Below are 21,230 nucleotides of genomic sequence, written 5' to 3'. Positions count from 1 at the left end.
CAGCCACGGGCGCCTATCGGCGACCCCGCCCGGTGCCGCGGTAGGAGGCGAAACCGCTGATGGGTGGTCTGGCGGCCGATCCCGGCCTGATTCGGATCGGCAACTGTTCCGGGTTCTACGGCGACCGGTTCGGCGCGATGCGCGAAATGCTCGAGGGCGGGCAACTCGATGTGCTGACCGGTGACTATCTCGCCGAACTCACCATGCTGATCCTGGGCCGCGACCGGATGAAGGATGCCGGCCTCGGCTATGCCAAAACCTTCCTGCGCCAGCTCGAGGAATGCCTCGGCCTCGCGCTGGAACGCAATGTGCAGATCGTGACCAATGCCGGTGGCCTGAATCCGGCCGCGCTGGCGGCGAAGGTGGGCGAGCTGGCGGACCGGCTCGGCCTGGAGGTCCGGGTCGGATATGTGGACGGCGACGATCTCACCGGCCGCACCGCCGAACTCGGCCTCGGCTCCCCGCTCACCGCCAACGCCTATCTCGGGGCCTGGGGTATCGCCGAATGCCTGGCCGCGGGCTCGGATGTGGTGGTCACCGGCCGGGTCACCGACGCGTCGGTGGTGGTGGGTCCGGCCGCCGCCCATTTCGGCTGGCAACGTACCGATTACGACCGGCTGGCCGGCGCGGTGGTGGCCGGTCATGTGATCGAATGCGGTACCCAGGCCACCGGCGGCAACTTCGCGTTCTTCCGCGAACTCCCCGACCTCGGCCGCCCCGGATTCCCCCTCGCGGAGATCCGCGTGGACGGTAGCAGCGTCATCACCAAACACGCGGGCACCGGCGGCGCGGTCACCGTGGACACCGTCGCGGCCCAGCTCATGTACGAGATCCAGGGCGCGCGCTACGCCGGCCCCGATGTCACCGCCCGGCTCGATACGGTCGAACTCGCCGCCGACGGTCCGGACCGGGTGTCGATCCGTGGCGTCGTGGGGGAACCGCCGCCGCCGACGCTGAAGGTTTCGCTGAACACTCTCGGCGGATTCCGCAACGAAATGGAATTCATCCTCACCGGCCTCGATATCGAAGCGAAAGCCGAGCTGGCGCGGCGGCAGCTGGAGTCCTGGTTACCCGAACGTCCGGCCGAACTGGACTGGACCCTGGCCCGGCTGGACCGCCCCGACGCCGACACCGAGGAGCAGGCCAGCGCCCTGCTGCGCTGTGTGGTCCGCGACCCCGATCCGAACAAGGTGGGTCGCGCGTTCTCCGGCGTCGCGGTCGAACTCGCGCTGGCCAGCTACCCGGGCTGCAGTTTCACCGCCCCGCCCGGCAACGGTTCGCCCTACGGCGTCTACCGGCCCGGGTTCGTCGACGCCGCCGAGGTCGCACATACCGCCCACCCGCCGGCCGGATGCCAGGTCCTGGTGGGGGCCCCGTCGCAGACCCGCGAATTGACCGAGGTCCCGGAACCCGAACTCCCCGCACCGCTTGCGCCCACACCCACGAAACGGGTACCGCTGGGCGAGATCGCGCTGGCCCGCAGCGGCGACAAGGGCGGTGACGCGAATATCGGCGTCTGGGTGCGCACCGAGGACCAGTGGCGCTGGCTGGTGCATACCCTCACCGTCGAGCGGCTACGCGAACTACTGCCCGAAACCGCCCCGCTGGAGATCACCCGGCAGGTGCTGCCGAATCTGCGGGCGCTCAACTTCCTCATCTCCGGTTTGCTCGGCGAAGGCGTGGCCTACCAGGCCCGATTCGATCCGCAGGCCAAGGGACTCGGCGAATGGCTGCGGTCCCGTCATCTCGACATACCGTTGGAGCTGCTGCCTTGAGTACTGTCTGGAACACCGCCGAGCGTCGCGAACTCCGCGCCACCGTGCGCGCTTTCGCCGAGCGCGAGATCCTGCCCTACCAGGACGATTGGGAACGCGACGGGGAGATTCCACGGGAGCTGCACAAGAAGGCAGGCGAACTCGGCCTGCTCGGGATCCAGTTCCCGGAAGCCGCGGGCGGTGCGGGCGGTGACGGGATCGACGGTGCCGTCGTGTGCGAGGAACTGCACTACGCCGGGGTCTCGGGTGGAGTGTTCGCCTCGCTGTTCACCTGCGGTATCGCGGTACCGCACCTCATCGCCGCGGGCGACCCCGCCCAGCTCGACCGCTGGGTGCTGCCGACCTTGGCCGGTGACAAGATCGGCTCGCTGGCGATCACCGAACCCGGGGGCGGCTCCGATGTGGGACATCTGACCACCTCGGCCCGCCGCGACGGCGACCACTACATCGTCAACGGCGCCAAGACCTACATCACCTCCGGCTGCCGCGCCGATTTCGTGGTGACCGCCGTCCGCACCGGCGGCCCGGGCGCTTCGGGGGTTTCGCTGCTGGTGGTCGAGAAGGACACCCCCGGTTTCACGGTGGGCCGCAAACTGGACAAGATGGGCTGGCGCGCTTCCGATACCGCGGAACTGTCCTACCAGGACGTCCGGGTTCCGGTGTCGAACCTGGTGGGGCCGGAAAATTCCGGTTTCCTGCAGATCGCCGCGGCATTCGTCAGTGAACGGGTCGGGCTTGCCGTGCAGGCGTATTCGAGCGCGCAGCGCTGTCTGGACCTGACCCTTGACTGGGTGCGTAACCGGGAAACCTTCGGCCGCCCGCTGATCAGCAGGCAAGCCGTCCAGAACACCGTCACCGAGATGGCCCGCCGGGTCGATATCGCCCGCGTCTACACCCGGGATGTCGCCGCTCGCGCCGCGGCCGGGGAGACCGATCTGATCGCCGAGGTCTGCTTCGCCAAGAACACCGCCGTCGAATCCGGCGAATGGGTGGCGAACCAGGCCGTGCAACTGTTCGGCGGACTCGGCTATATGCGCGAATCCGAGGTGGAACGCCAGTACCGCGATATGCGGATCCTGGGGATCGGCGGCGGTACCACCGAAATCCTCACCGGCCTGGCCGCGAAACGATTGGGATACCAGTCATGACCACACTGCGCAGCACACTCGACACCACGAGTGCCGACTACACCGCGGCGGCCGCGGCCATGACCGCGAAACTCGCCGAGGTCGAGGCGGAATTCGAGAAGGTCATCGCGGGCGGCGGCCCGGAGAAACTCGCTCGCCACCGTAAACGCGGCAAACTGACCGCCCGCGAACGTATCGAACTGCTCATCGACGAGGACTCGCCGTTCCTCGAACTGTGCCCGCTCGCGGCCTGGGGCAGCGAATTCCAGGTGGGCGCCAGCACCGTCGCCGGTATCGGCGTGGTGGAAGGCGTGGAATGCATGATCGTCGCCCCCGATCCCACCGTGCGCGGCGGCACCTCCAACCCGTGGACGCTGCGCAAGACATTGCGGGTCAACGACATCATCCGGGAGAACCGGCTTCCGGTGATCTCGCTGGTGGAATCCGGTGGCGCCGATCTGCCCACGCAGAAAGAGGTCTTCGTCCCCGGCGGCCGGATGTTCCGCGACCTCACCCAGGCGTCGGCGGCCGGTATTCCCACCATCGCCCTGGTCTTCGGCAACTCCACCGCGGGCGGCGCCTACATCCCCGGTATGTCCGATCACGTGGTGATGATCAAGGAACGCTCCAAGGTCTTCCTGGGTGGTCCGCCGCTGGTGAAGATGGCCACCGGTGAGGAGTCGGACGACGAATCCCTGGGCGGCGCGGATATGCACGCCCGGGTCTCGGGCCTGGCCGATTACTACGCGCTCGACGAACAGGACGCCATCCGCATCGGCCGGCGCATCGTCAAACGGCTGAACTGGAAGAAACAGGGACCGGCGGCGCGCACCTCGGTGCTCGAACCACTGTTCGACCCGGACGACCTACTGGGGATCGTGCCGCCCGACCTGAAGATCCCCTTCGACCCGCGCGAGGTGATCGCGCGGATCGTCGACGGCTCCGATTTCGACGAGTTCAAACCCCGCTACGGGTCCAGCCTGGTCACCGGCTGGGCCGAACTGCACGGGTATCCGGTCGGCATCCTCGCCAACGCCCGCGGGGTGCTGTTCTCCGAGGAATCGCAGAAGGCCACCCAGTTCATCCAGCTGGCCAACAAGACCAACACCCCGCTGCTGTTCCTGCACAACACCACCGGCTACATGGTCGGCAGGGAATACGAGCAGAAGGGCATCATCAAACACGGTGCCCAGATGATCAACGCGGTCTCCAATTCCAAGGTTCCGCACATCTCGGTACTCATGGGCGCCTCCTACGGCGCCGGGCACTACGGTATGTGCGGCCGCGCCTACGACCCCCGTTTCGTCTTCGCCTGGCCCAGCGCCAAATCCGCGGTCATGGGCGGCGCGCAACTGGCCGGGGTGATCTCCATCGTCGGCCGGGCCGCCGCCGAGGCCCGCGGGCAGGCGTTCGACGAAGAGGCCGACGCCGGGATGCGTGCCATGGTGGAAGCGCAGATCGAGGCCGAATCGCTGGCCATGTTCATGTCCGGGCGGCTCTACGACGACGGGGTCATCGACCCGCGCGATACCCGCACAGTGCTCGGTATGGCCCTCTCGGCCATCCACACTGCACCTGTCCAGGGCGCCGAATCCTTCGGCGTCTTCCGAATGTGAGGCCGGTCGTGTCGAATTCGCAGCAGCTCATCACCAGCGTCCTGGTCGCCAATCGCGGTGAGATCGCCCGCCGGATCTTCGCCTCCTGCCGCCGGATGGGCGTGGGCACGGTGGCGGTCTATTCCGACGCCGACGCCGACTCCCCGCATGTCGCCGAGGCCGACGCCGCGGTCCGGCTGCCCGGGAACACAGCGGCGCAGACCTACTTGCGCGCCGACCTCATCATCGCGGCCGCCCAGGCCACGGGGGCCGACGCGGTTCACCCCGGCTACGGGTTCCTCTCCGAGAACGCGGAATTCGCGCGCGCGGTGGAAGCGGCCGGACTGGCCTGGATCGGTCCGCCCGCCGCCGCCATCGAGGAGATGGGGTCTAAGGTCGCGTCCAAGAAGATGATGGACGCCGCCGGGGTGCCGGTGCTGGCCGAACTCGATCCGGCGGAGGTCACCGAGGCCCAGCTCCCGGTGCTGATCAAGGCTTCCGCCGGTGGTGGCGGCCGCGGTATGCGGGTGGTGCGCGACCTTGCCGAACTCCCCGGGCAGTTGGAAGGCGCCCGCCGAGAAGCCGAATCGGCGTTCGGCGACCCCACCGTCTTCTGTGAGCGCTTCCTGGAGACCGGCCGCCATATCGAGGTCCAGGTGCTGGCCGATACGCACGGCATCATCTGGGCCGTCGGCGAACGGGAGTGCTCGATCCAGCGCCGGCACCAGAAGGTCGTCGAAGAGGCGCCGTCTCCACTGGTGGAACGTATCGACGCCGGCCGAGGACCGGATTCTGGACCCGGTATGCGGGACCGGCTGTTCGAGGCGGCCCGCCAGGCCGCCGCCGCCATCGGCTACACCGGCGCCGGTACGGTCGAATTCCTGGCCGACGAGGCCGGTGAGTTCTTCTTCCTGGAGATGAACACCCGCCTCCAGGTGGAGCATCCGGTCACCGAATGCACCACCGGGCTGGACCTGGTCCAGTTGCAGCTCGAGGTGGCCCAGGGGCATCGGCTGCCTCCGGAACCTCCTGCCCTGCGCGGTCATTCGATCGAGGTCCGGCTCTATGCCGAGGATCCCGCGCAGGACTGGCAGCCGCAGAGCGGAACCGTGCACCGCATCGAGATCCCGCAGGTCGCCACGGAATTCGATCTGCTCGACCGCCCCGGGGTCCGGCTGGATTCCGGCGTGGTCGACGGTTCGGTGGTCGGGGTGCACTACGACCCCATGCTCGCCAAGGTCATCTCCTACGGCCGTACCCGGGCAGAGGCGGCCCGGCTGCTGGCCGGCGCCCTGCACCGGGCCCGGATCCACGGCCTGGTCACCAACCGCGACCTGCTCGTCCGGGTCCTGCGCCACCCCGCCTTCCTGGCCGGCGATACCGATACCGCGTTCTTCGCCACGCACGGTCTGGACGCCTTGGCCGCGCCCCTGGCCGGCGCGGACGACGAGGAATTGTCGATTGTCGCGGCCGCGTTCGCCGAAGCGGCCGCCAACCGGGCGCGGGCGGGGGTGGTAGCGGGTGCGCCGAGCGGCTGGCGCAATCTGCCCTCGCAGGCGCAACGCAAGTCCTACGAGAGCCGCGCCACCGGTACGCACGATATCGACTACCGGTTCACCCGGGGCGGGGTGGAGGTCGCCGGGCACAACGGCCTCGAATTGATCTCCGCCACGCCGGATCAGGTCGTGCTGGCGGTGCCCGGTGCGCACGGGCCGGTCCGGCGGCAGTTCGCCGTCGCCCGCTACGACGATCTGGTCTGTGTGGATTCCGCGCTCGGTCCGGTGTCGGCGCGCCGCCTACCGCGGTTCACCGATCCCGCCGACCAGGTGGCCACCGGATCCCTGCTGGCGCCCATGCCGGGCAGCGTGATCCGGCTGGGCGCCGCGGTCGGCAGTTCGGTGACCGCCGGCCAGCCGATCCTGTGGTTGGAGGCCATGAAGATGGAGCACACCATCGCCGCGCCCGCCGACGGTGTGCTCAGTGCCGTGAATGTCGAAGTCGGCCAGCAGGTCGATGTGGGTGCCGTTCTCGCCGTGGTGGATCCCGCCACCGAAAACCAGGAGTAGGCAATGAGCTTCATCGAATCCGACGAACGTAAAGAACTGCGCGCCGCGGTGGCCGCGCTGGCCGCCAAGTACAACTACCGCGATTACGTGCTGCCCCGGGCGCGGAAGAGCGAACCGCTGGACGAACTGTGGGCCGAGGCCGGGAAACTGGGCTTCCTCGGGGTGAACCTGCCGGAGGCGTACGGGGGCGGCGGCGCCGGTATGTACGAGCTGGCGCTGGTGATGGAGGAGCTGTCCGCGCAGGGTGCCGGCCTGCTGCTCATGGTGGTCTCGCCCGCCATCTGCGGCACCATCATCACCAAGTACGGCACCGACGAGCAGAAGGCCGAATGGCTGCCCAAGCTCTCCGACGGTTCGGCCAAGATGGTTTTCGGTATCACCGAACCCGACGCCGGTTCCAATTCGCACCAGATCACCACCACCGCCCGCCGCGACGGTGACGACTGGCTGCTCACCGGTCGCAAGATCTTCATCTCCGGCGTCGACCAGGCCGAGGCGGTGCTGATCGTGGCCCGCACCGAGGACCACAAGACCGGCAAGCTCAAGCCCGCCCTGTTCATCGTCCCCACCGACGCGCCCGGGTTCGAGAAGACCCCGCAGGACATGGACATCATCGAACCGGACCACCAGTTCACCCTGTTCCTCGATGATGTCCGGCTGCCCTCGACCGCCCTGGTCGGTAAAGAAGATGCCGCCCTCATGCAGCTGTTCGCGGGCCTGAACCCGGAGCGGATCATGGGTGCCGCCATGGCGGTCGGTGTCGGCCGCTACGCGCTGGACCGCGCGGTCGAGTACGCCAACGAGCGCACGGTCTGGAAGACCCCCATCGGCGCGCACCAGGGCATCGCGCATCCGCTGGCGCAGGTGAAGATCGAACTGGAGCTGGCCCGGCTGATGATGCTCAAGGCCGCCACCCTCTACGACGCCGGTGACGAGATGGGCGCCGCCGAGGCCGCCAACATGGCCAAATACGCGGCCGCCGAAGCCAGTATCAAGGCCCTCGACCAGGCCATCCAGACCCACGGTGGCGCCGGTCTGACCTCGGAATACGGCCTGGCCGCCATGCTCGGCGCGGCCCGGATCGCGCGGGTGGCACCGGTGAGCCGGGAAATGATCCTCAACTTCGTCGCCCAGCATTCGCTGGGCCTGCCGAAGTCCTACTGAACACCGGCGGGCCGGGGCATCCGCGCCCCGGCCCTCAGAAAGGCAGGGCCGCCGTGACCGACACCGAGACCCGGATCGTCGACTACGCCGTCGAGGACGGGTTCGCCACCCTCACCCTCGACTCCCCGCACAACCGCAACGCCATCTCCGCGCGTCTGGTGACCGAACTCCTGGCGGGCCTCGACCGCGCCGCCGCCGACCCGGCAGTGCGCGGCGTGGTCCTGACACATACCGGCGCGACCTTCTGTGCCGGAGCCGATCTCAAGGAGGCCGTGGACGCCGACCCCGCCGCCGCCTCCGATATCCGCACCCAATGGATGGTGCGGCTGCTGCGCACCATCCTGGAACTCCCGAAACCCGTGATCGCCCGGGTGGACGGCAATGTGCGCGCCGGCGGTATGGGCCTGCTCGCGGCCTGCGATATCGCGGTCGCCGGCCTGTCCACCAGTTTCGCGCTCACCGAGGCACGGCTCGGCCTGGCCCCTTTCGTCATCTCGCTCACCCTGCTGCCTCGGATGACTCCCCGCGCCGCCGACCGCTATTTCCTGACCGGCGAGAAGTTCGACGCCGATACCGCCGAGCGGATCGGCCTGATCACCCTGGCGACGAACGACCCGGCAGCCCGGACCGCCGAACTACTGGACGAACTGCGCAAAGCCTCCCCGCAGGGCCTGGCGGAGAGCAAACGTCTCACCACCGCGCCGATCCTGGCCGAATTCGACCGCTCCGCCGACGAATTGGCGGCCCGCTCGGGCAGTTTCTTCGGCACCGAGGAAGTAATCGAGGGAATGACCGCGTTCCTGCAACGCCGTCCGCCCCGCTGGGCCGTCCCGCCCGTCGAGACGCCCTCGGCAGAATAGGCCGCTATGGCGACACCCCACGAACCCAAACAGGACCGCAGCCGGGCCACCCGGCAGCGGCTCCTCGAGGCAACCATCGACTGCCTGGCGGAGAAGGGCTGGGCAGCGGCGACGGTGGCGGTGGTCGCCGAACGGGCCGGGGTGTCCCGGGGCGCAGCCCAGCACCATTTCCCCACCCGTGAAGACCTCATCACCGCCGCCCTCACCTACATGTTCGACACCCGCACGGACCAGGCGGTATCCGCGGTGGTCACCGAACCCGGCCTGGCCCGCACCGAAGCCGTGGTGGCCGGGCTGGTCGAGTCCTACACCAGCACGCTGTTCAAAGCCGCCCTCCAGGTCTGGACCCACGCCGCCGCCGACCCGGCACTACGTGAACGCATCGTCCCGCTGGAAGCCCGCTTCGGGCGTGGTGCCCACCGCCGTGCGGTCCGGGCCCTGGGGGTCGACGACACCGACCCGGTCGCCCATCACCTGGTTCAGGCCACCCTCGACCTGGCGCGCGGACTCGGTCTGGCCGATGTCCTCACCGACGATTCGGCCCGTCGCAAACAGATCGTGCACCAGTGGGCGGTCACGCTCCACGAGGCCCTGGAAGCCGGACGGGGCTGACGCGGTCCGGGGTTGTCGGGGCTGCCCAGCGCGTACCGCACCGCATTCAGCCGCCGCTGACGACTCCTGGTCTAGCGCCGTCCCGGGCCGTATAACTCGTCGAATTTTTCGCTGTAGATCTCCCGGTAGTGTTCGAGGTAGGTATCTCCGCCGGGTTTGCTCATGATGGTGTTCTGGTACTTCTCGCTGAGGATTGAGAACGCTTCTTTCGGCTCGTGGGTCTGGTAGATGTCCCAGTGCTCGGCACGGATGGGCGGCGGTATCGCTGCACCGTTGTACTGCCACGGTATCCGGGAACTCATGCTCGGCGGAGGTGTCATGATTCCGGCGTCGACAAGGTCTTGAAGCGCCCGGCACGCGAACATCTGGGCGTGCCCTTCCTCGCGGATCTTCAGCCGCGCGACCTTATCGATCCATTGTTCGCGCGTAATGACATCCGGGTCGAACGGCACATGTCGGGATGGGTCGACCGCCTTCTTGGCACGGCGGGCGTGTCCGAGCTCGTGGGCGAGGCTCCGGAAGGTCGTGAGCGGATTTTCGAGACGGTTCTCGTCGATGACGATCGACAACGTGGTGCGTCGGGTGAAACTTCCTGCACCCCTGCGGCCGATCCGGATGGTCCACGCATCGCGATACAAGTCCCGCATGGTGTCCGACATCGTGGGGGAAAGTGCCACGAGGCTGTCGATCTCGCTGCCCAGTCCGGTGAAGATCGGCCGGCCGCGGCCCGTTGGAAGGATCCCGAGCCGCTTCGTATCGAAACGTAGGGGTCGCCGGCCCGGCCGGTCGTTGCCGGCATCGTCGAAGTACGTATCGAATCGCAAATCCGTATCGACGCGATCAGCATAGTAAACGAGTCCATCGGAGGCATTCTTCAAATCCCGGCGGTGCACACGTGATACCCCCAGTACGCTCCGCTCGATGAGAGGCCGAAGTGCTCGCTCGAATACTTCGCTTACCGGACTGCCCATTTTCGGCATCGCCTGTTTCCACCGCCGGACCTAGGGCAGGCTCGGCTCTTCCCGAATCGCCACATGCAACAGGGTCCGCGACCGCGCCGCCACCTCGATCACGAGTGCGCGCCGGCCTCGGACATACCGAAAGCACTCGGTCCCTTCCGGGGGAATATCGGGTTCGGTGAACGACTCGACGGGTCTACCGGGCCATCGCTCGCGATTGTCGTCATCGAGAACCAGGCCGGGGCGCACTGCGAAGACGACCAGGCCCGGTCCGGTCTCGGACCAACGGCACTCCACCGACTCGACCGGCCCCGCAGCGAATACGCCTTCTGCGATCTGCACGTATGGGTTGGCCGACGAGGACGGCCGCAACGTGACTCGGCAGATATCAGCGACAGAATCGATATTCAACCGGCCGGGGACAGTCATAAGGGCCTCCGTGAGCGCCCGGACCGCGTCGATCCCGGAATCGCTCCCCCGTGCGTTCTCCGGCACGTAGCGCCTCACCTTCGGTGGTTCTGGTCGGGAACCGAATACGGAATACCGGTTAACTATGCTAACCGCACCCCTGGGGGAATTTCCCAATCTTGGTCGTGCCGATGCCGGATTTCCTGGATCGGTGGTTGCCCTGCGGATCGCCGTTCAGGTGGTGAGTATCGGGTCCGGACACGAGGGTCCGAGCCGGTCGAAGTTCGACCACGTTACAGCGACGGTGGGCCACCGGATCGAACATCGATGGAAGGCCACCGGTCGAACTCATGACTTCGCAGCACAACCCCGCTTCACTTCGAAACCGGTCCGTCGACCACATCGGCTTCGAGGACACTCGCTAGCGGCGGGGTGTCAGGCGGACAACAGGATGACGGGCAACTCCTGGGCGTGCACTTTCGCAGAGTTCGGCCGCGGCCGGCCGGCCCGCACGATCGTGTGGATGACCGAGGTGGGAAGTCTGGTTCGTTTGACACGCGGCTGCGCGCCGGTACTGTCGGGACAGCTGGGGATCGATCATCGAGGGGGACGCTGTGGCCGACTCGGCAGATTCGACACCGTCGATTCAGGTGGTACCGGACCATGTCCGCGATGCCGGCAAGTTCGTCCAACTCACCGCCGACAGCCTGGTGAAAGCCCTGCAGGATCTCGATACCGATATAGACGCCGTGCTCGAGGTGTGGAAGGGCAACTCCGCCAACGCCTATCGCGCGGGCTGGGACGAGACAAAACAGGGTGCGGTGCAGGTCCTCGAGGCGCTGGCCACCATCGCCGAACTGCTAACTGTCACCACACAGACGTTCGTGGAGCAGGACGACAGCAATTCACAGAGCTACCCGTCGCTCAATCTCTGAACAATCCAGGGGGAACCACCATGTCCGAGCCGTCCGAAGCTTTCCAGGTCGATCTCGACGAACTCGACAACCTCACCGCGCGCGCCGCGAACTTCATCGGCTTCCTCAACGACAGCCGCACCGGCCTCGAACAACGGATGGCCACCCTGCACCAGACCTGGTCCGGTGACGCGGCGCTGGCGCAGGCCGACGCGTTCCGGCAGTGGTCGGCCGGGGCCACCGACGTCCAGGAGGGTGTCGAGGCCATGCGCCAGGCCGCGGTCGACGCCCACACCCGCTACACGACCGCCATCCAGACCGTCCAGCGGATGTTCGGCCCCCGGTAGCCCGAGCCCGGTAGATGAACTTCATCAATGTGGACCCGGCCGTTTACTACGAGGCGGCCACCATTGTGAACAGGGCGGCCGGCGCCTTCTTCACCGCCTATGACCAGCACCTGCAGGCATTGAAGGGCACCGGTGCAATGGGGGGCAGCGCCGGGCCGGGCAAGGAATGGGCGACGTCCTACGACAACCAGGTCCGTGAAACCAACAATCTCGTCACCACTCTGATGCTGGCGCTCGACAAGTATCCCCGGGTGCTGAACCAGGCCGGGTACGTCTACGCGAGTAGCGACCACGACCCCAAATCCGGCACTCCCGCACCGCAGAAACCGGCCGACCCGCAGCTCGCCTACACCAGCTGCGCCCAGCCACCGCCGTCGGCCGGAGGCCCGGGTAGCGGCCTGATCGACGACGGTCTGGAACTCGCGAAGAAGATCGGTGTCGACCTACCGGTTCCCGACGGCGACACCGACAAGCTCAACACCGCCGCCACCGTCTGGAACAGCCTGGCTCACGCCCAGGGCGCCACCAACCTACCCGTGGAGCTGGAACGGGCGGCGGCGATGTTCCAGCAGGTCACAGCACCAGAGGTAGCGTCGATAGACGAGGATCTCCGGGAGATCAAAACCGCCGCCGAAGACCTGCTGGCCACTTTCGCCGATATCGCCGCCTCGTGCGCGGCCCAGAAAACCGCGCACGACAACATGAAACAGCGGCTGCACGACCTGCTCGCCCAGTTCGCCGACGAACTGAAGAAGCAGATCGCCATCACCCTCGCGCTCGCCGTCGCGGCCTCGGTGGTCAGCTTCGGAATCGGTGGCGGGGCAGTGGCGGCGATCCGCGCCGGTAAAGCCGTAGACCTGGTCAACGATCTGGTCAAGGCGCTCCGCGGTATCGTCGCTGCCGCCGGGTTGCGGACGGTGGTCGCCGTAACCCGTTCCACCGGCGACACTCGCGCCAAGCTGGAGCGCATCCATGACCTCATCGAAACGATAGAAGACACCGTTGAAGCAACCGCGAAGAATGAAGACGTAACATTCGACGACCCGAAGCGGCCGCAGTTGGGTAGCGACGGGAAATATCACGTCGACGACGGCGACAAAGAGGTTAAAATCGATGAACCAGGTGACCTGAGCCGCACTATTACTGATATAGATGCGGTCGAAGACGGAGTCTTATGGGAGGAAAAGTCGGCAACAAATGCGGGCAATGTTCCGAAATGGGTGGACAAGCATGTCACAAAAAAGCTGGAAGCATATCTCGAAGCGCAGCAATATATTTCCGGCCATGAGACATCGCCGATCGGGCTGCGGTTCACCGAACCTGGTGCCGATCCTCAGTTCAAAGCGGCAGTGGAGAAGGCGGTCGACGACTTGAGGGCAGCGCACCCCGACGCCGAGATTAATCTGGAGTGGGCCTGATGAGCTATATCTTCGACATCGACGATGTCACCGTGTGGAGTCCTGCTCTGCGAGTTGGGAGACTTTATGTGAGCATGGCCCAGGATGTGGCCGGCGTACTTGATGTATCGACAGGGATGACCGCCATGGCGTCTGACTATTGGGAAATAGAACTTCCTGAATTCGAAGCGTTCGTTCGCGTGATGTATAAAACTTTTTTCTCCAGCGATCATCCGGTATTCAAGGATTTGATCGGAGCAGTGCTGGCCCCGTCTATCGTCCTCCTGGAGCGGGGCGGAAGATCTTTTCTACCTGGTTCCGACGAGGAGCGGAAGTTCATCGACCGTGCCCACGAGCTGTCCATGCCGCAGTGAGAGTATGGAGCGCCGTGCGTTCCCCTGGCTGCGGAGTCTCGTGAGCGATAGCGAAATCAATGTGTCCGCGCTGGAGTTCGCATTGTCGAACTCCAGCGGCCCGGATGGTCTCACCAGGTACGCCGCAATCTATGAACTCCCGGTGGTTGGACAAATATCGAGTAGTGGCGCTGTCCGGTTTCAGCAACTGAAGAGGTTACGAGGACGCGAGTAGGTCTCGTCCGGATTCGATGGGCCGCGCTGACGAACGACGAAGGGCGTCGCGTCGGGCCAATCCCTGATCTCGAGTATCGGAGGATCGATGCCGCAGCTCAGACTTTTCCGAGATTCAATGCCGGCCTGTCTGGGTCCGAAAGAGAATTCGGTAGACAATGTGGATCCTGCCGATCTCCCGATCAGCTCGGATTTGGCGGAGGCTTTGGTGCGATGGGCGGATAAATGGAATAATACGTACGATTTGGTAAATGCCCCTGGTAACCCGGCGTTCCTTTCGGCGATGCTGAACGTGAATTCTGGTGCGAAGGAGGATATCTCGCACGCAAACTCGGTGATGAGCTTGGTTCGGAATGGTCTGTAGAATACAAATCGGAATCCTGTTGTCACCGGATGAACGCGGCTAGTTCGCGGTGTCGATCGTGCGAGTGTGACCGACCCTCGACAAGTACAGCAAGGATGATCGTCCCAAGTCCTGAGTGCCCGGTGGGGTCGGCCCACCTCACTCCTGTGCTCGTACTTCGTGCCGGCATGGAATTCGAAGTCCAGGTAGACGGTGTAATCGGCATAGGGGCCGGTGGGCGAGAAATTCATCGATATTCGGTCGGTGAGATCCCAGTAGAGGTCCGCTCACGGCTTACCGGGGTACTTCGGGAGGTGTCGGCGACAGGGAACGGCACACTGCAGTTGAAGTTCGAGTCCGGGAGTTCGATCTGGATGTTCGCGGATTCGAATTACGAGGCATGGAGCGTGGTGGGGGCCGAAGGCTTTCGAATGGTCTGCATGCCCGGCGGTGAACTGGCTGTATGGTCGGCGGCCAAGAAATAAGCGGCGACGATGCACCATCAGCAGTCGGCAGACGCCCGACACCGGTGATTGGATATGCGGCGAACGGGCATACGTGCACCATGACCGATCGGGCATCCGATGTTCCCAGGCAGCTACTGCTCGCGGCGGCTGCCGTGATCGCGGCGGTTGCCGCAGTGATCGGTTCGGGCGCGCTGGGCGGTACGCCGATCGCCGAGGCCGCGGACGGGGCGCTCGCGGCCGACGCCACCTTCGTGGCTCCCGCCGGGACGGCCTTCGCGATCTGGTCGCTGCTGTACGTCGGGTTTCTCGCGCTCGCGGTATGGCAGGCCCTGCCGGCGCAGCGCGGGAACCCGAGGGTACGGGACCTGTGGTGGCTCATCGCCCTGTCGCTGCTGCTGAATGCGCTGTGGATCGCCACCGTGCAGCTCGGCTGGGTGTACGTGAGCGCCGTGGTGATCCTCGTACTGCTCGCGACGCTGGCGGTGATCTTCGCCCGCTGCCTGCGCGAGCGTCCCGCGAGCCGGGTCGAGGCCGTGCTGCTCGACGGCGTGATGGGTTTGTATCTCGGGTGGGTCGTCGTCGCGACAGTGGCGAATATCGCCGCGGCGCTGAAAGCGGGGGACGTCGGTGGCCTCGGTCTCGGCGCGGAGCCGTGGGCGGTGGTGGTGCTGGTGATCGCTGCCGCTGTCGGGGCCGGTTTGGCTTTCATCAGCGGCGGGCGGGCGGCGTTCGCGCTCGCCATGATCTGGGGGCTCGGGTGGATCGCGGTCGGCCGGCTGGCCGAGGCGCCGGAATCGGCGGTTGTGGGTGGTGTCGCGGTGGGTGCCGCGGTGGTGGTGGCGCTCGCCACCGGCGCGGCGCGGCTCGGACGCGAGGCTCGCCCCGCCCGAGTGGCGACGACCTCCTGACCTTCTGCCGCGCTCTGCCGGGGCATCCTTCGACCTCGGCGCTCGAGCGTGGCGGTCGTTACCGACTCAGGCCGGTACGAGTCCGCCGCGGTTCCACGGCACTCGACCTCCCAGCAGACCGTCGACGCTGAACCGGCCCGCGCCGGTGCACAGCAGTAGGAGAGCGCCCGCGCCGAGCCCGATGACCAGCTCGCTGCCGCCGCTGTTCACGAACAGGCCGTTACCCATATGCGTGATCAGGTAGGCGCCGACCATATCCGCGAAGAGCAGTACCGCCCAGGCCGGGGTGATCACACCGAGTATCAGGCCCGCGCCTCCGGCGAGTTCGATGGCGGCGGCGAGGATCGCGGAAATGCCGGGCAGTGGGGCGCCCATCGATTCGAATCCCCGCTGGGTCGCGTCGAGACCGTTGGTCACGAATTTCTGCCAACCGTGGGCGAGGAATACGACGCCGAGTCCGACTCTGGCCAGCAGGATCAACAGGTTGCGGAGGTCGGTCATAACAGGGGTCCTTCTCGGAAAGTGATGGGAAAGTGTGGCATCGGCCGCGGTCGCAGCGGTGGCTGTCGGGCGGGGTTTCTGCGTCGGAGGAGATCCGGCGCGGGGAGTTCAGCGTTGTTCCTCGTTCGTCCCGGTGGTCCGGTGATCATGCAAGATCTGGACGATGGCCGACTGGCCGAGCCGCCGGGCGTTGTCCAGCGCGGTGCGGCCCGCGCCGTCCGGGATCGAGGGGTCGGCGCCTGCCGCGAGCAGGGCGGTGACGACCTGCTGATAGCGCGACGACCCGTCGCCGTACACGATGGCTTCGTGCAGCGCGGTCCAGCCGGAGTTGTTGATATGGTCCACCACGACACCGGCTTCGATCAGCCGTCGCACGGTGGTGATATGGCCGTGTTCGGCGGCCGGGATGAGCGCGGTGCCGCCGTAGCGGTTGACGCTGCGCAGGTCGGCGCCATGGGTGAGCGTCAGTTCGAGGATGTCGTCGATGCCCTCCGCGCCGGCGTACAGATAGGCCGAGTCCTGTAGATCGTCCTTTGCGTCGACGTCGGCGCCCGCCTCGACGAGGGCCCGCGCGGCGGCGGTGGCGCGATTCTTGGTGGCGGCGACCAGTGGGGTGCGGCCCTGTTCCCCGCGGGTCTCGAGGTCGGCTCCGTTCGCCAGGAGTTCATGTACCTGCCCGGCGTCGTTGTGCGCGGCCGCCCACATCAGCCGGGCGTCCAGTGCGGGGTCGTCGACCGGTACTTGCGGTGTAGGCCGCGGGGTCGATCGGGCGGAGTCGGCGATCGCCGTGGGCCGGGTGGACGAGGTCGGCTCCGTCGTGCACGCCGTGGCTGCGAGGAAAACCGCGGCGAGCGCGGCGCATAGGGCCGCGCCGGGGCGCATCATGGAATTCCTCCTCGCTGGGCAGTCGAATCCACAATGCTCAACAGCGGGGATAGTGTCCAAGAGATAGTTCTCATCGTTTACATAGATGTGGCCTATAGTGCCTGGATGGAGTTGCGACACCTCCGGTACCTGCTCGCGGTCGTCGATCACGGCAACTTCACCCGCGCGGCCGACGCGCTGCACATCTCGCAGCCGACGCTCTCCCAGCAGATCAAGCAGCTCGAACGGGCGCTGGGCGTGCAACTGCTCGACCGCTCGGGCCGCACGGTGCGGCTCACCGACGCAGGCGAGGCCTACACACAGCACGCTCGGCTCGCGCTGCGGGACCTCGACGCCGCCGAACGCGCGGTCCACGATGTCCGGGATCTGTCCCGCGGCCGGCTGCGGATCGCCATGACTCCCACCTTCACCAGCTACCTCATCGGGCCCCTCGTCCACCGGTTCCGGTGCGCTCACCCGGGAATCACGATCACTATCGGGGAAACCACCCAGAACCGGATCGAGGCGGACCTGATAGCCGACCGGGTCGACCTCGGTATCGCTTTCGCGGGCGACCATGCCGCCGGTATCGAACACACATCGCTGTTCACCGAGGAACTCGTCCTCGTCGTCGGTTCGCGACACCACCTGGCGGCCACCTCGCGGTCCCTGCCGGCCGAGCGGCTCACCGGCGAGCCCCTGGGTCTGCTCACCGGTGACTTCGCGACGCGACTGCACATCGACAGGTATCTGGCCGAATTCGAGATCGCACCGCAGATCGTGGTGGAGGCGAATTCGATCAGCGCCCTGCTGGAGGTCGTCCGCCGCGGTTCACTGGCCACCGTCCTCCCGGACGCGATCACCCGGGCACACCCTGACCTGCATCCGGTGACGCTGTCCCCGCCGCCGCCCACCCGCACGGTGGAACTGCTGCGCCGCCGGACCGCCTATCACTCCGCGGCGGCCCGCGCCTTCGCGGCCATGGCCGCGGAAATCGCCTGAAGCGCGGGCCGTTCTACGTCAACTCCCCCGGAAGCAAGCCGAATACGACCGTGTCCCGTCGTGCTCCTTGAAACGGGATATGGGACCGCAGCAGCCCTTCCCGCACGAACCCGCACCGGAGCGCTACCCGCTGGGATGCGAGGTTGTCCGGACCACAAGTGAGTTCGAGGCGATCGACTGCGAGCGCGTCGAACGCCCAGCCGGCCAGCATGCGCAGGGTCCGGGTGGCGATACCGCGCCCGCGCGCGTGCGGTGCCAACCAGTAGCCGATCGCCATCCGTCCTTCGGATCTGCCGGCGTCGTAGACGGAGGCCCCGCCCCGGATGACCGCCGGGTCGGCGGCATCGGTGACCGCGAGGCAGAGTTCTTCGCCCCGCAGCCGTGCCGGTTCTTCCTCGGCGAACCGATTCCGTACGTGCGCCTCGGTGGGCGGCTCGGTCAGTGGCCACGAGAACCGGCGGCAGAGCGGATCGGTAAAGGCGCGGAACCGCTGTGGGAGATCGCTTTCGCGCCACGGTCGCAGCTCGACCTCCTCTTCACGCAGCGGGGGGTCCGGAAAAGGAATGGGCTTCACCTTCCGACGCTATTACACAGTCCGGCCATCCGAGTACTGGTTTCCCGGCACACAAAGTGGCGCATCGCCTGCGATCTCGGCCTACCCGCAACAGTGTGGTCGTGGTGCCGAGCGCCGGTATTCGTGCGACGGCGCCCCGTGGCGGACCACCTCGGTGCGCCTGTCGAATGGCGCGCCGGGCCTCAGCGCTGGATCAACAGGGCGGTGGGGTTCAGTACGGCCCACTCCTTGTTCGAGAAGGTGTCGGATCCGTCGATGGCATCCCAGCCGCGCACGGCGCCGTAGTGGCCGATATCGGTGAACGTCAGCTCCATGTCCAGCAGGGCGTTGTAGCGCGCCGTGTCCTCGGCGTGGGGTTCGCTATGTCGCGCATGGCCCGTAGTTCCCGAGTGACCTGCATCTGAGTGCGGCTACGTTCGGTCTCGAGCTCGCGGAGGGTGATCGTCCTGGCCTCAGGGCGTAGCGCCATCCGTACCACCCGGGCCTGCCGGGTGGCGAGGTCCTGTTTGCGAGTGGGATCGGCGTAGTGGAGTGCGACTTCCTTCAGCGGTGAGGCATACGTTCCGGCTCCGGTGGTGCCGCCGCCCGGTCGCACCGGGCCGGTGATGAAGGCGTCGATGTAGCGCTCTTCCTCGAAGCCTCGGAACAGCTCTTTTCCGCCCGTCGCGACCGCCGCGTCGACCTCGTTCGCTGTGGCAATGGTGAGCGGGCCGTCGAACCCCTGCAGTCGCTGGATCTCCTCGAATGTCGGAGAGGAGCCCAGGGTGCCGGTTCCCCGAGCACGCCGCAGTGCGGTGTAGTCCAGCTCGTCGAGAAGATCGCGGCCGGTTGTGTAGGTGGAAGGCCTCGGGGTGGTGCCGAGGCCGGACAGCTCGAGGGACGTGATCGTCGGGCCCGGCACGATCGCCACATCCGCTTGCGCGGCTCTGGCAGCGACCTCGTCGAGGCCGTCGGAGACCCGGGCGGGCCAGGCGGAAACTGCGGCACCGGTATCTCTGGCGGCCGTCCCGAGCACCCCGCGCACGGTCCGCCACACTTCGTCCGGACTGCCGCTCATGATGTCACTGTGCCGTACCGGGCGTTCGCCGCGCAGGGCCGCTGATGAGTCAGTGAGCCGGTCCAGAAGGCGATCACGGCCTCCAGGCACTGATCTGTGGTTCTGCCTTCCGGCGGGTCGAGGACCGCGCCGTGGACCTGGGCTTCGACGGCTTGTACGAACAGCAGCGCGTTCAGGTCGGGGTCGGGGCCGCCGGCCTCGAGGCGGCGCAGGTGGTAGGCGACCTCGGCGGCGAGGCGCTGTTCGAGTTCGCGCAGCCGTGCGAGGCCTTCGGGAGTGCGCGGTGATTGTTCGAACAGCAACCGGTGCATCTGTGGCTGGGCAAGGTGTAGGTCGGCGACCGAGGTGATCAGCCGGTGCACGGTTTCGTCCAGGGGTGGCGCCTCGGCGCGTAGGGCTGTGGTTTCGGTGAGGAGGGCGGCCGTGGCCTCGCGCAGGTGGCGGTCGGCGAGTGCGTAGAGGAGGGCGTCTTTGTTGGGGACGTAGTGGTAGAGCGTGCCGATCGAGACGCCCGCGAGCTCGGCGACCTTGTTGGTGGTGGTCGCCGCGTAGCCGTGCTGTTGGAAAAGTCGAGCAGCCGCGTCGAGGATCACATCGAAGGTGAACTGGGATCGCTGCTGGCGCGGGATATTCCGAGGAGTGGACATAGGGGTCCCGAAGTCGAGTTGTCAAAACCGAATATTGCTCGAATTATTGTGACATGCACAGCGCCTACCTCGCTTTTCTGCCCGCCGACCTGAGACCCGACCCCGCGCTACGGCCGGAGCGGACCTGGTGGGACCACCGCGGACACCGCGTGCACATCGAACGCCTCGTCCGGGCCGACGCACCGGTGCGGATGCTGCTGGTGCACGGCGCCGGGGGGCACGCCGCGGCGGTGTGGCCATTCGCGGTGCTGGCGGCCGGACAGGGTTTCGAGGTGGTGGTGCCCGACCTCCCCGGCTACGGCCGTACGCGGGTTCCCGCACGCCGGGGTGTCCGTTACCAGGATTGGGTGGACTGCCTCACCGACCTGGTCCGGGCCGAGCACGCCGCCGATCCCCGGCCGCTGGTGCTCCTGGGCGCCAGCATGGGCGGCATGCTGGCCTACGAAGCCGCCGCACGCACCGGTCTGGCCGCCGCGGTCGTGGCGACCTGCCTGATCGATCCACGACTGCCGCCGGTACGCAGCGCGATAGCCCGCCACCCATGGCTCGGCCGCCACGGTGCGCGGCTGCTCTTCCCCGCCGTCGACAACCTCATGGTCCCGATCCGGTGGATGGCGAATATGCGGGCCATGTCCGGCAGCTCGGCGCTGATCCGATTGGTCTCCACCGATCCTCTGGGCGGGGGAGTTCGTATCCCGTTGGGTTTCCTGCGGACCTATCTCACCTCGGTGCCGCATGTCGAACCGGAGAACTTCACCACCTGCCCGGTCTGGCTGGTTCATCCCGGCGCCGACACCTGGACGCCACTGTCGTCGAGCGCGCAGTTCTTCGAACGTATCGCTGCCCCGAAGAAGCTCACCGTGCTGGCCGGTGCCGGTCATTACCCGATCGAAACCCCCGGTATCCACGAACTGACCCGCGCCTTGGCCGAGCTTCGTACCGAAATCGCTCGCTGAGACATCGTGCGTAACGCACTCCCACGGCCGACGTTCGCGCCCCGGCCCACGAGGTAGCTGTTTGAGGACGGTTTCCGACCGCTATTGGCTCTACCGTCAC

22 protein-coding genes are annotated in these 21,230 nt (G+C 66.8%); 15 read left to right on the top strand and 7 right to left on the bottom strand.

The annotated features are described in order from the left end of the window. The first annotated feature begins 59 nt into the window (after positions 1-59). Genes IG75_RS0130180 through IG75_RS0130150 form a run of 7 tightly spaced genes read left to right on the top strand, consistent with a single transcriptional unit; the run spans position 60 to position 9,199 of the window. Positions 60-1,775 (top strand): acyclic terpene utilization AtuA family protein, encoded by a 1,716-nt coding sequence (locus tag IG75_RS0130180; RefSeq protein WP_030524745.1) that lies wholly within the window; start codon positions 60-62, stop codon positions 1,773-1,775. Continuing rightward, positions 1,772-2,923: an acyl-CoA dehydrogenase family protein gene (locus tag IG75_RS0130175; RefSeq protein WP_030524744.1), complete on the top strand. Its 1,152-nt coding sequence runs from the start codon at positions 1,772-1,774 to the stop codon at positions 2,921-2,923. Before IG75_RS0130180 ends, IG75_RS0130175 begins: the two co-directional genes overlap by 4 nt. After that, on the top strand, positions 2,920-4,518 hold the full coding sequence (locus tag IG75_RS0130170; RefSeq protein ID WP_030524743.1) for an acyl-CoA carboxylase subunit beta: 1,599 nt from the start codon (positions 2,920-2,922) through the stop codon (positions 4,516-4,518). Before IG75_RS0130175 ends, IG75_RS0130170 begins: the two co-directional genes overlap by 4 nt. Positions 4,519-4,526: 8 nt before the next feature. Then, on the top strand, positions 4,527-6,563 hold the full coding sequence (locus IG75_RS0130165; RefSeq protein WP_030524742.1) for an acetyl/propionyl/methylcrotonyl-CoA carboxylase subunit alpha: 2,037 nt from the start codon (positions 4,527-4,529) through the stop codon (positions 6,561-6,563). 3 nt (positions 6,564-6,566) lie between these two features. After that, positions 6,567-7,727, top strand: a complete 1,161-nt coding sequence (locus tag IG75_RS0130160) for an acyl-CoA dehydrogenase family protein (RefSeq protein ID WP_030524741.1) — start codon at positions 6,567-6,569, stop codon at positions 7,725-7,727. Positions 7,728-7,780: 53 nt separating this feature from the next. Continuing rightward, a complete protein-coding gene (locus IG75_RS0130155) occupies positions 7,781-8,587 on the top strand; it encodes an enoyl-CoA hydratase family protein (protein ID WP_030524740.1) in 807 nt (268 codons plus the stop codon). Positions 8,588-8,593: 6 nt separating this feature from the next. Beyond that, complete coding sequence (locus tag IG75_RS0130150) at positions 8,594-9,199, top strand: TetR/AcrR family transcriptional regulator (RefSeq protein WP_030524739.1); 606 nt, start codon at positions 8,594-8,596, stop codon at positions 9,197-9,199. Positions 9,200-9,270: 71 nt separating this feature from the next. Here IG75_RS0130150 and IG75_RS0130145 read toward each other — a convergent pair whose 3' ends face one another. Beyond that, positions 9,271-10,092 carry a hypothetical protein gene (locus tag IG75_RS0130145; RefSeq protein WP_030524738.1) on the bottom strand — a complete coding sequence of 274 codons (822 nt, stop codon included), beginning with the start codon at positions 10,090-10,092 and terminating at the stop codon, positions 9,271-9,273. 1,088 nt (positions 10,093-11,180) lie between these two features. Between IG75_RS0130145 and IG75_RS0130135 the strand changes: the two genes are divergently transcribed. The 6 genes from IG75_RS0130135 (at position 11,181) to IG75_RS0130110 (ending at position 15,529) form a co-directional block, all read left to right on the top strand. Next, the gene (locus IG75_RS0130135) at positions 11,181-11,501 is read left to right on the top strand and encodes a WXG100 family type VII secretion target (protein ID WP_051715117.1); all 321 of its coding nucleotides are present in this window, start codon (positions 11,181-11,183) and stop codon (positions 11,499-11,501) included. 20 nt (positions 11,502-11,521) lie between these two features. Then, entirely contained in the window at positions 11,522-11,827 is a 306-nt protein-coding gene (locus tag IG75_RS0130130) for a WXG100 family type VII secretion target (RefSeq protein ID WP_030524735.1), read from the top strand. Positions 11,828-11,841: 14 nt separating this feature from the next. Then, complete coding sequence (locus IG75_RS0130125; RefSeq protein WP_030524734.1) at positions 11,842-13,245, top strand: hypothetical protein; 1,404 nt, start codon at positions 11,842-11,844, stop codon at positions 13,243-13,245. Next, on the top strand, positions 13,245-13,598 hold the full coding sequence (locus IG75_RS0130120; protein WP_030524733.1) for a DUF6086 family protein: 354 nt from the start codon (positions 13,245-13,247) through the stop codon (positions 13,596-13,598). The genes IG75_RS0130125 and IG75_RS0130120 overlap by 1 nt, the downstream gene beginning before the upstream one ends. 606 nt (positions 13,599-14,204) lie before the next feature. Then, on the top strand, positions 14,205-14,639 hold the full coding sequence (locus IG75_RS40945) for a DUF6188 family protein (protein ID WP_373863781.1): 435 nt from the start codon (positions 14,205-14,207) through the stop codon (positions 14,637-14,639). An 80-nt stretch (positions 14,640-14,719) separates the two neighbouring features. Then, positions 14,720-15,529 carry a tryptophan-rich sensory protein gene (locus IG75_RS0130110; RefSeq protein WP_030524731.1) on the top strand — a complete coding sequence of 270 codons (810 nt, stop codon included), beginning with the start codon at positions 14,720-14,722 and terminating at the stop codon, positions 15,527-15,529. Positions 15,530-15,595: 66 nt separating this feature from the next. Here the strand turns inward: IG75_RS0130110 and IG75_RS0130105 are convergent, their stop codons facing one another. Together IG75_RS0130105 and IG75_RS0130100 are read right to left on the bottom strand one after the other, a co-directional pair. Next, complete coding sequence (locus IG75_RS0130105; RefSeq protein WP_030524730.1) at positions 15,596-16,030, bottom strand: DoxX family protein; 435 nt, start codon at positions 16,028-16,030, stop codon at positions 15,596-15,598. Between the two features lie 108 nt (positions 16,031-16,138). Then, positions 16,139-16,915 (bottom strand): ankyrin repeat domain-containing protein, encoded by a 777-nt coding sequence (locus tag IG75_RS0130100; protein WP_051715114.1) that lies wholly within the window; start codon positions 16,913-16,915, stop codon positions 16,139-16,141. Positions 16,916-17,020: 105 nt separating this feature from the next. On the opposite strand from IG75_RS0130100, the gene cynR reads away from it, so the two are divergent. Next, the gene (gene cynR, locus IG75_RS0130095) at positions 17,021-17,896 is read left to right on the top strand and encodes a transcriptional regulator CynR (RefSeq protein ID WP_030524728.1); all 876 of its coding nucleotides are present in this window, start codon (positions 17,021-17,023) and stop codon (positions 17,894-17,896) included. A 13-nt stretch (positions 17,897-17,909) separates the two neighbouring features. Here the strand turns inward: cynR and IG75_RS0130090 are convergent, their stop codons facing one another. The 4 genes from IG75_RS0130090 to IG75_RS0130075 all read right to left on the bottom strand — a co-directional run bounded on the left by IG75_RS0130090 (position 17,910) and on the right by IG75_RS0130075 (position 20,174). Further along, positions 17,910-18,470, bottom strand: a complete 561-nt coding sequence (locus IG75_RS0130090) for a GNAT family N-acetyltransferase (RefSeq protein WP_030524727.1) — start codon at positions 18,468-18,470, stop codon at positions 17,910-17,912. Between the two features lie 182 nt (positions 18,471-18,652). After that, complete coding sequence (locus tag IG75_RS40665) at positions 18,653-18,784, bottom strand: hypothetical protein (RefSeq protein WP_281181645.1); 132 nt, start codon at positions 18,782-18,784, stop codon at positions 18,653-18,655. Beyond that, the gene (locus IG75_RS0130080) at positions 18,775-19,527 is read right to left on the bottom strand and encodes a hypothetical protein (protein ID WP_030524726.1); all 753 of its coding nucleotides are present in this window, start codon (positions 19,525-19,527) and stop codon (positions 18,775-18,777) included. The genes IG75_RS40665 and IG75_RS0130080 overlap by 10 nt, the downstream gene beginning before the upstream one ends. Beyond that, positions 19,524-20,174, bottom strand: a complete 651-nt coding sequence (locus IG75_RS0130075) for a TetR/AcrR family transcriptional regulator (RefSeq protein WP_051715111.1) — start codon at positions 20,172-20,174, stop codon at positions 19,524-19,526. Before IG75_RS0130075 ends, IG75_RS0130080 begins: the two co-directional genes overlap by 4 nt. Before the next feature lie 53 nt (positions 20,175-20,227). Between IG75_RS0130075 and IG75_RS0130070 the strand changes: the two genes are divergently transcribed. Then, positions 20,228-21,130: an alpha/beta hydrolase gene (locus IG75_RS0130070; protein WP_030524724.1), complete on the top strand. Its 903-nt coding sequence runs from the start codon at positions 20,228-20,230 to the stop codon at positions 21,128-21,130. Positions 21,131-21,230 lie beyond the last annotated feature (100 nt).

Origin of the sequence: Nocardia rhamnosiphila NBRC 108938 (assembly GCF_000720425.1) — a bacterium.
GTDB lineage: Bacteria > Actinomycetota > Actinomycetes > Mycobacteriales > Mycobacteriaceae > Nocardia > Nocardia rhamnosiphila.
The sequence above is the reverse complement of the archived record's forward strand: the minus strand, read 5'-3'. Positions and strand labels throughout refer to the sequence as shown.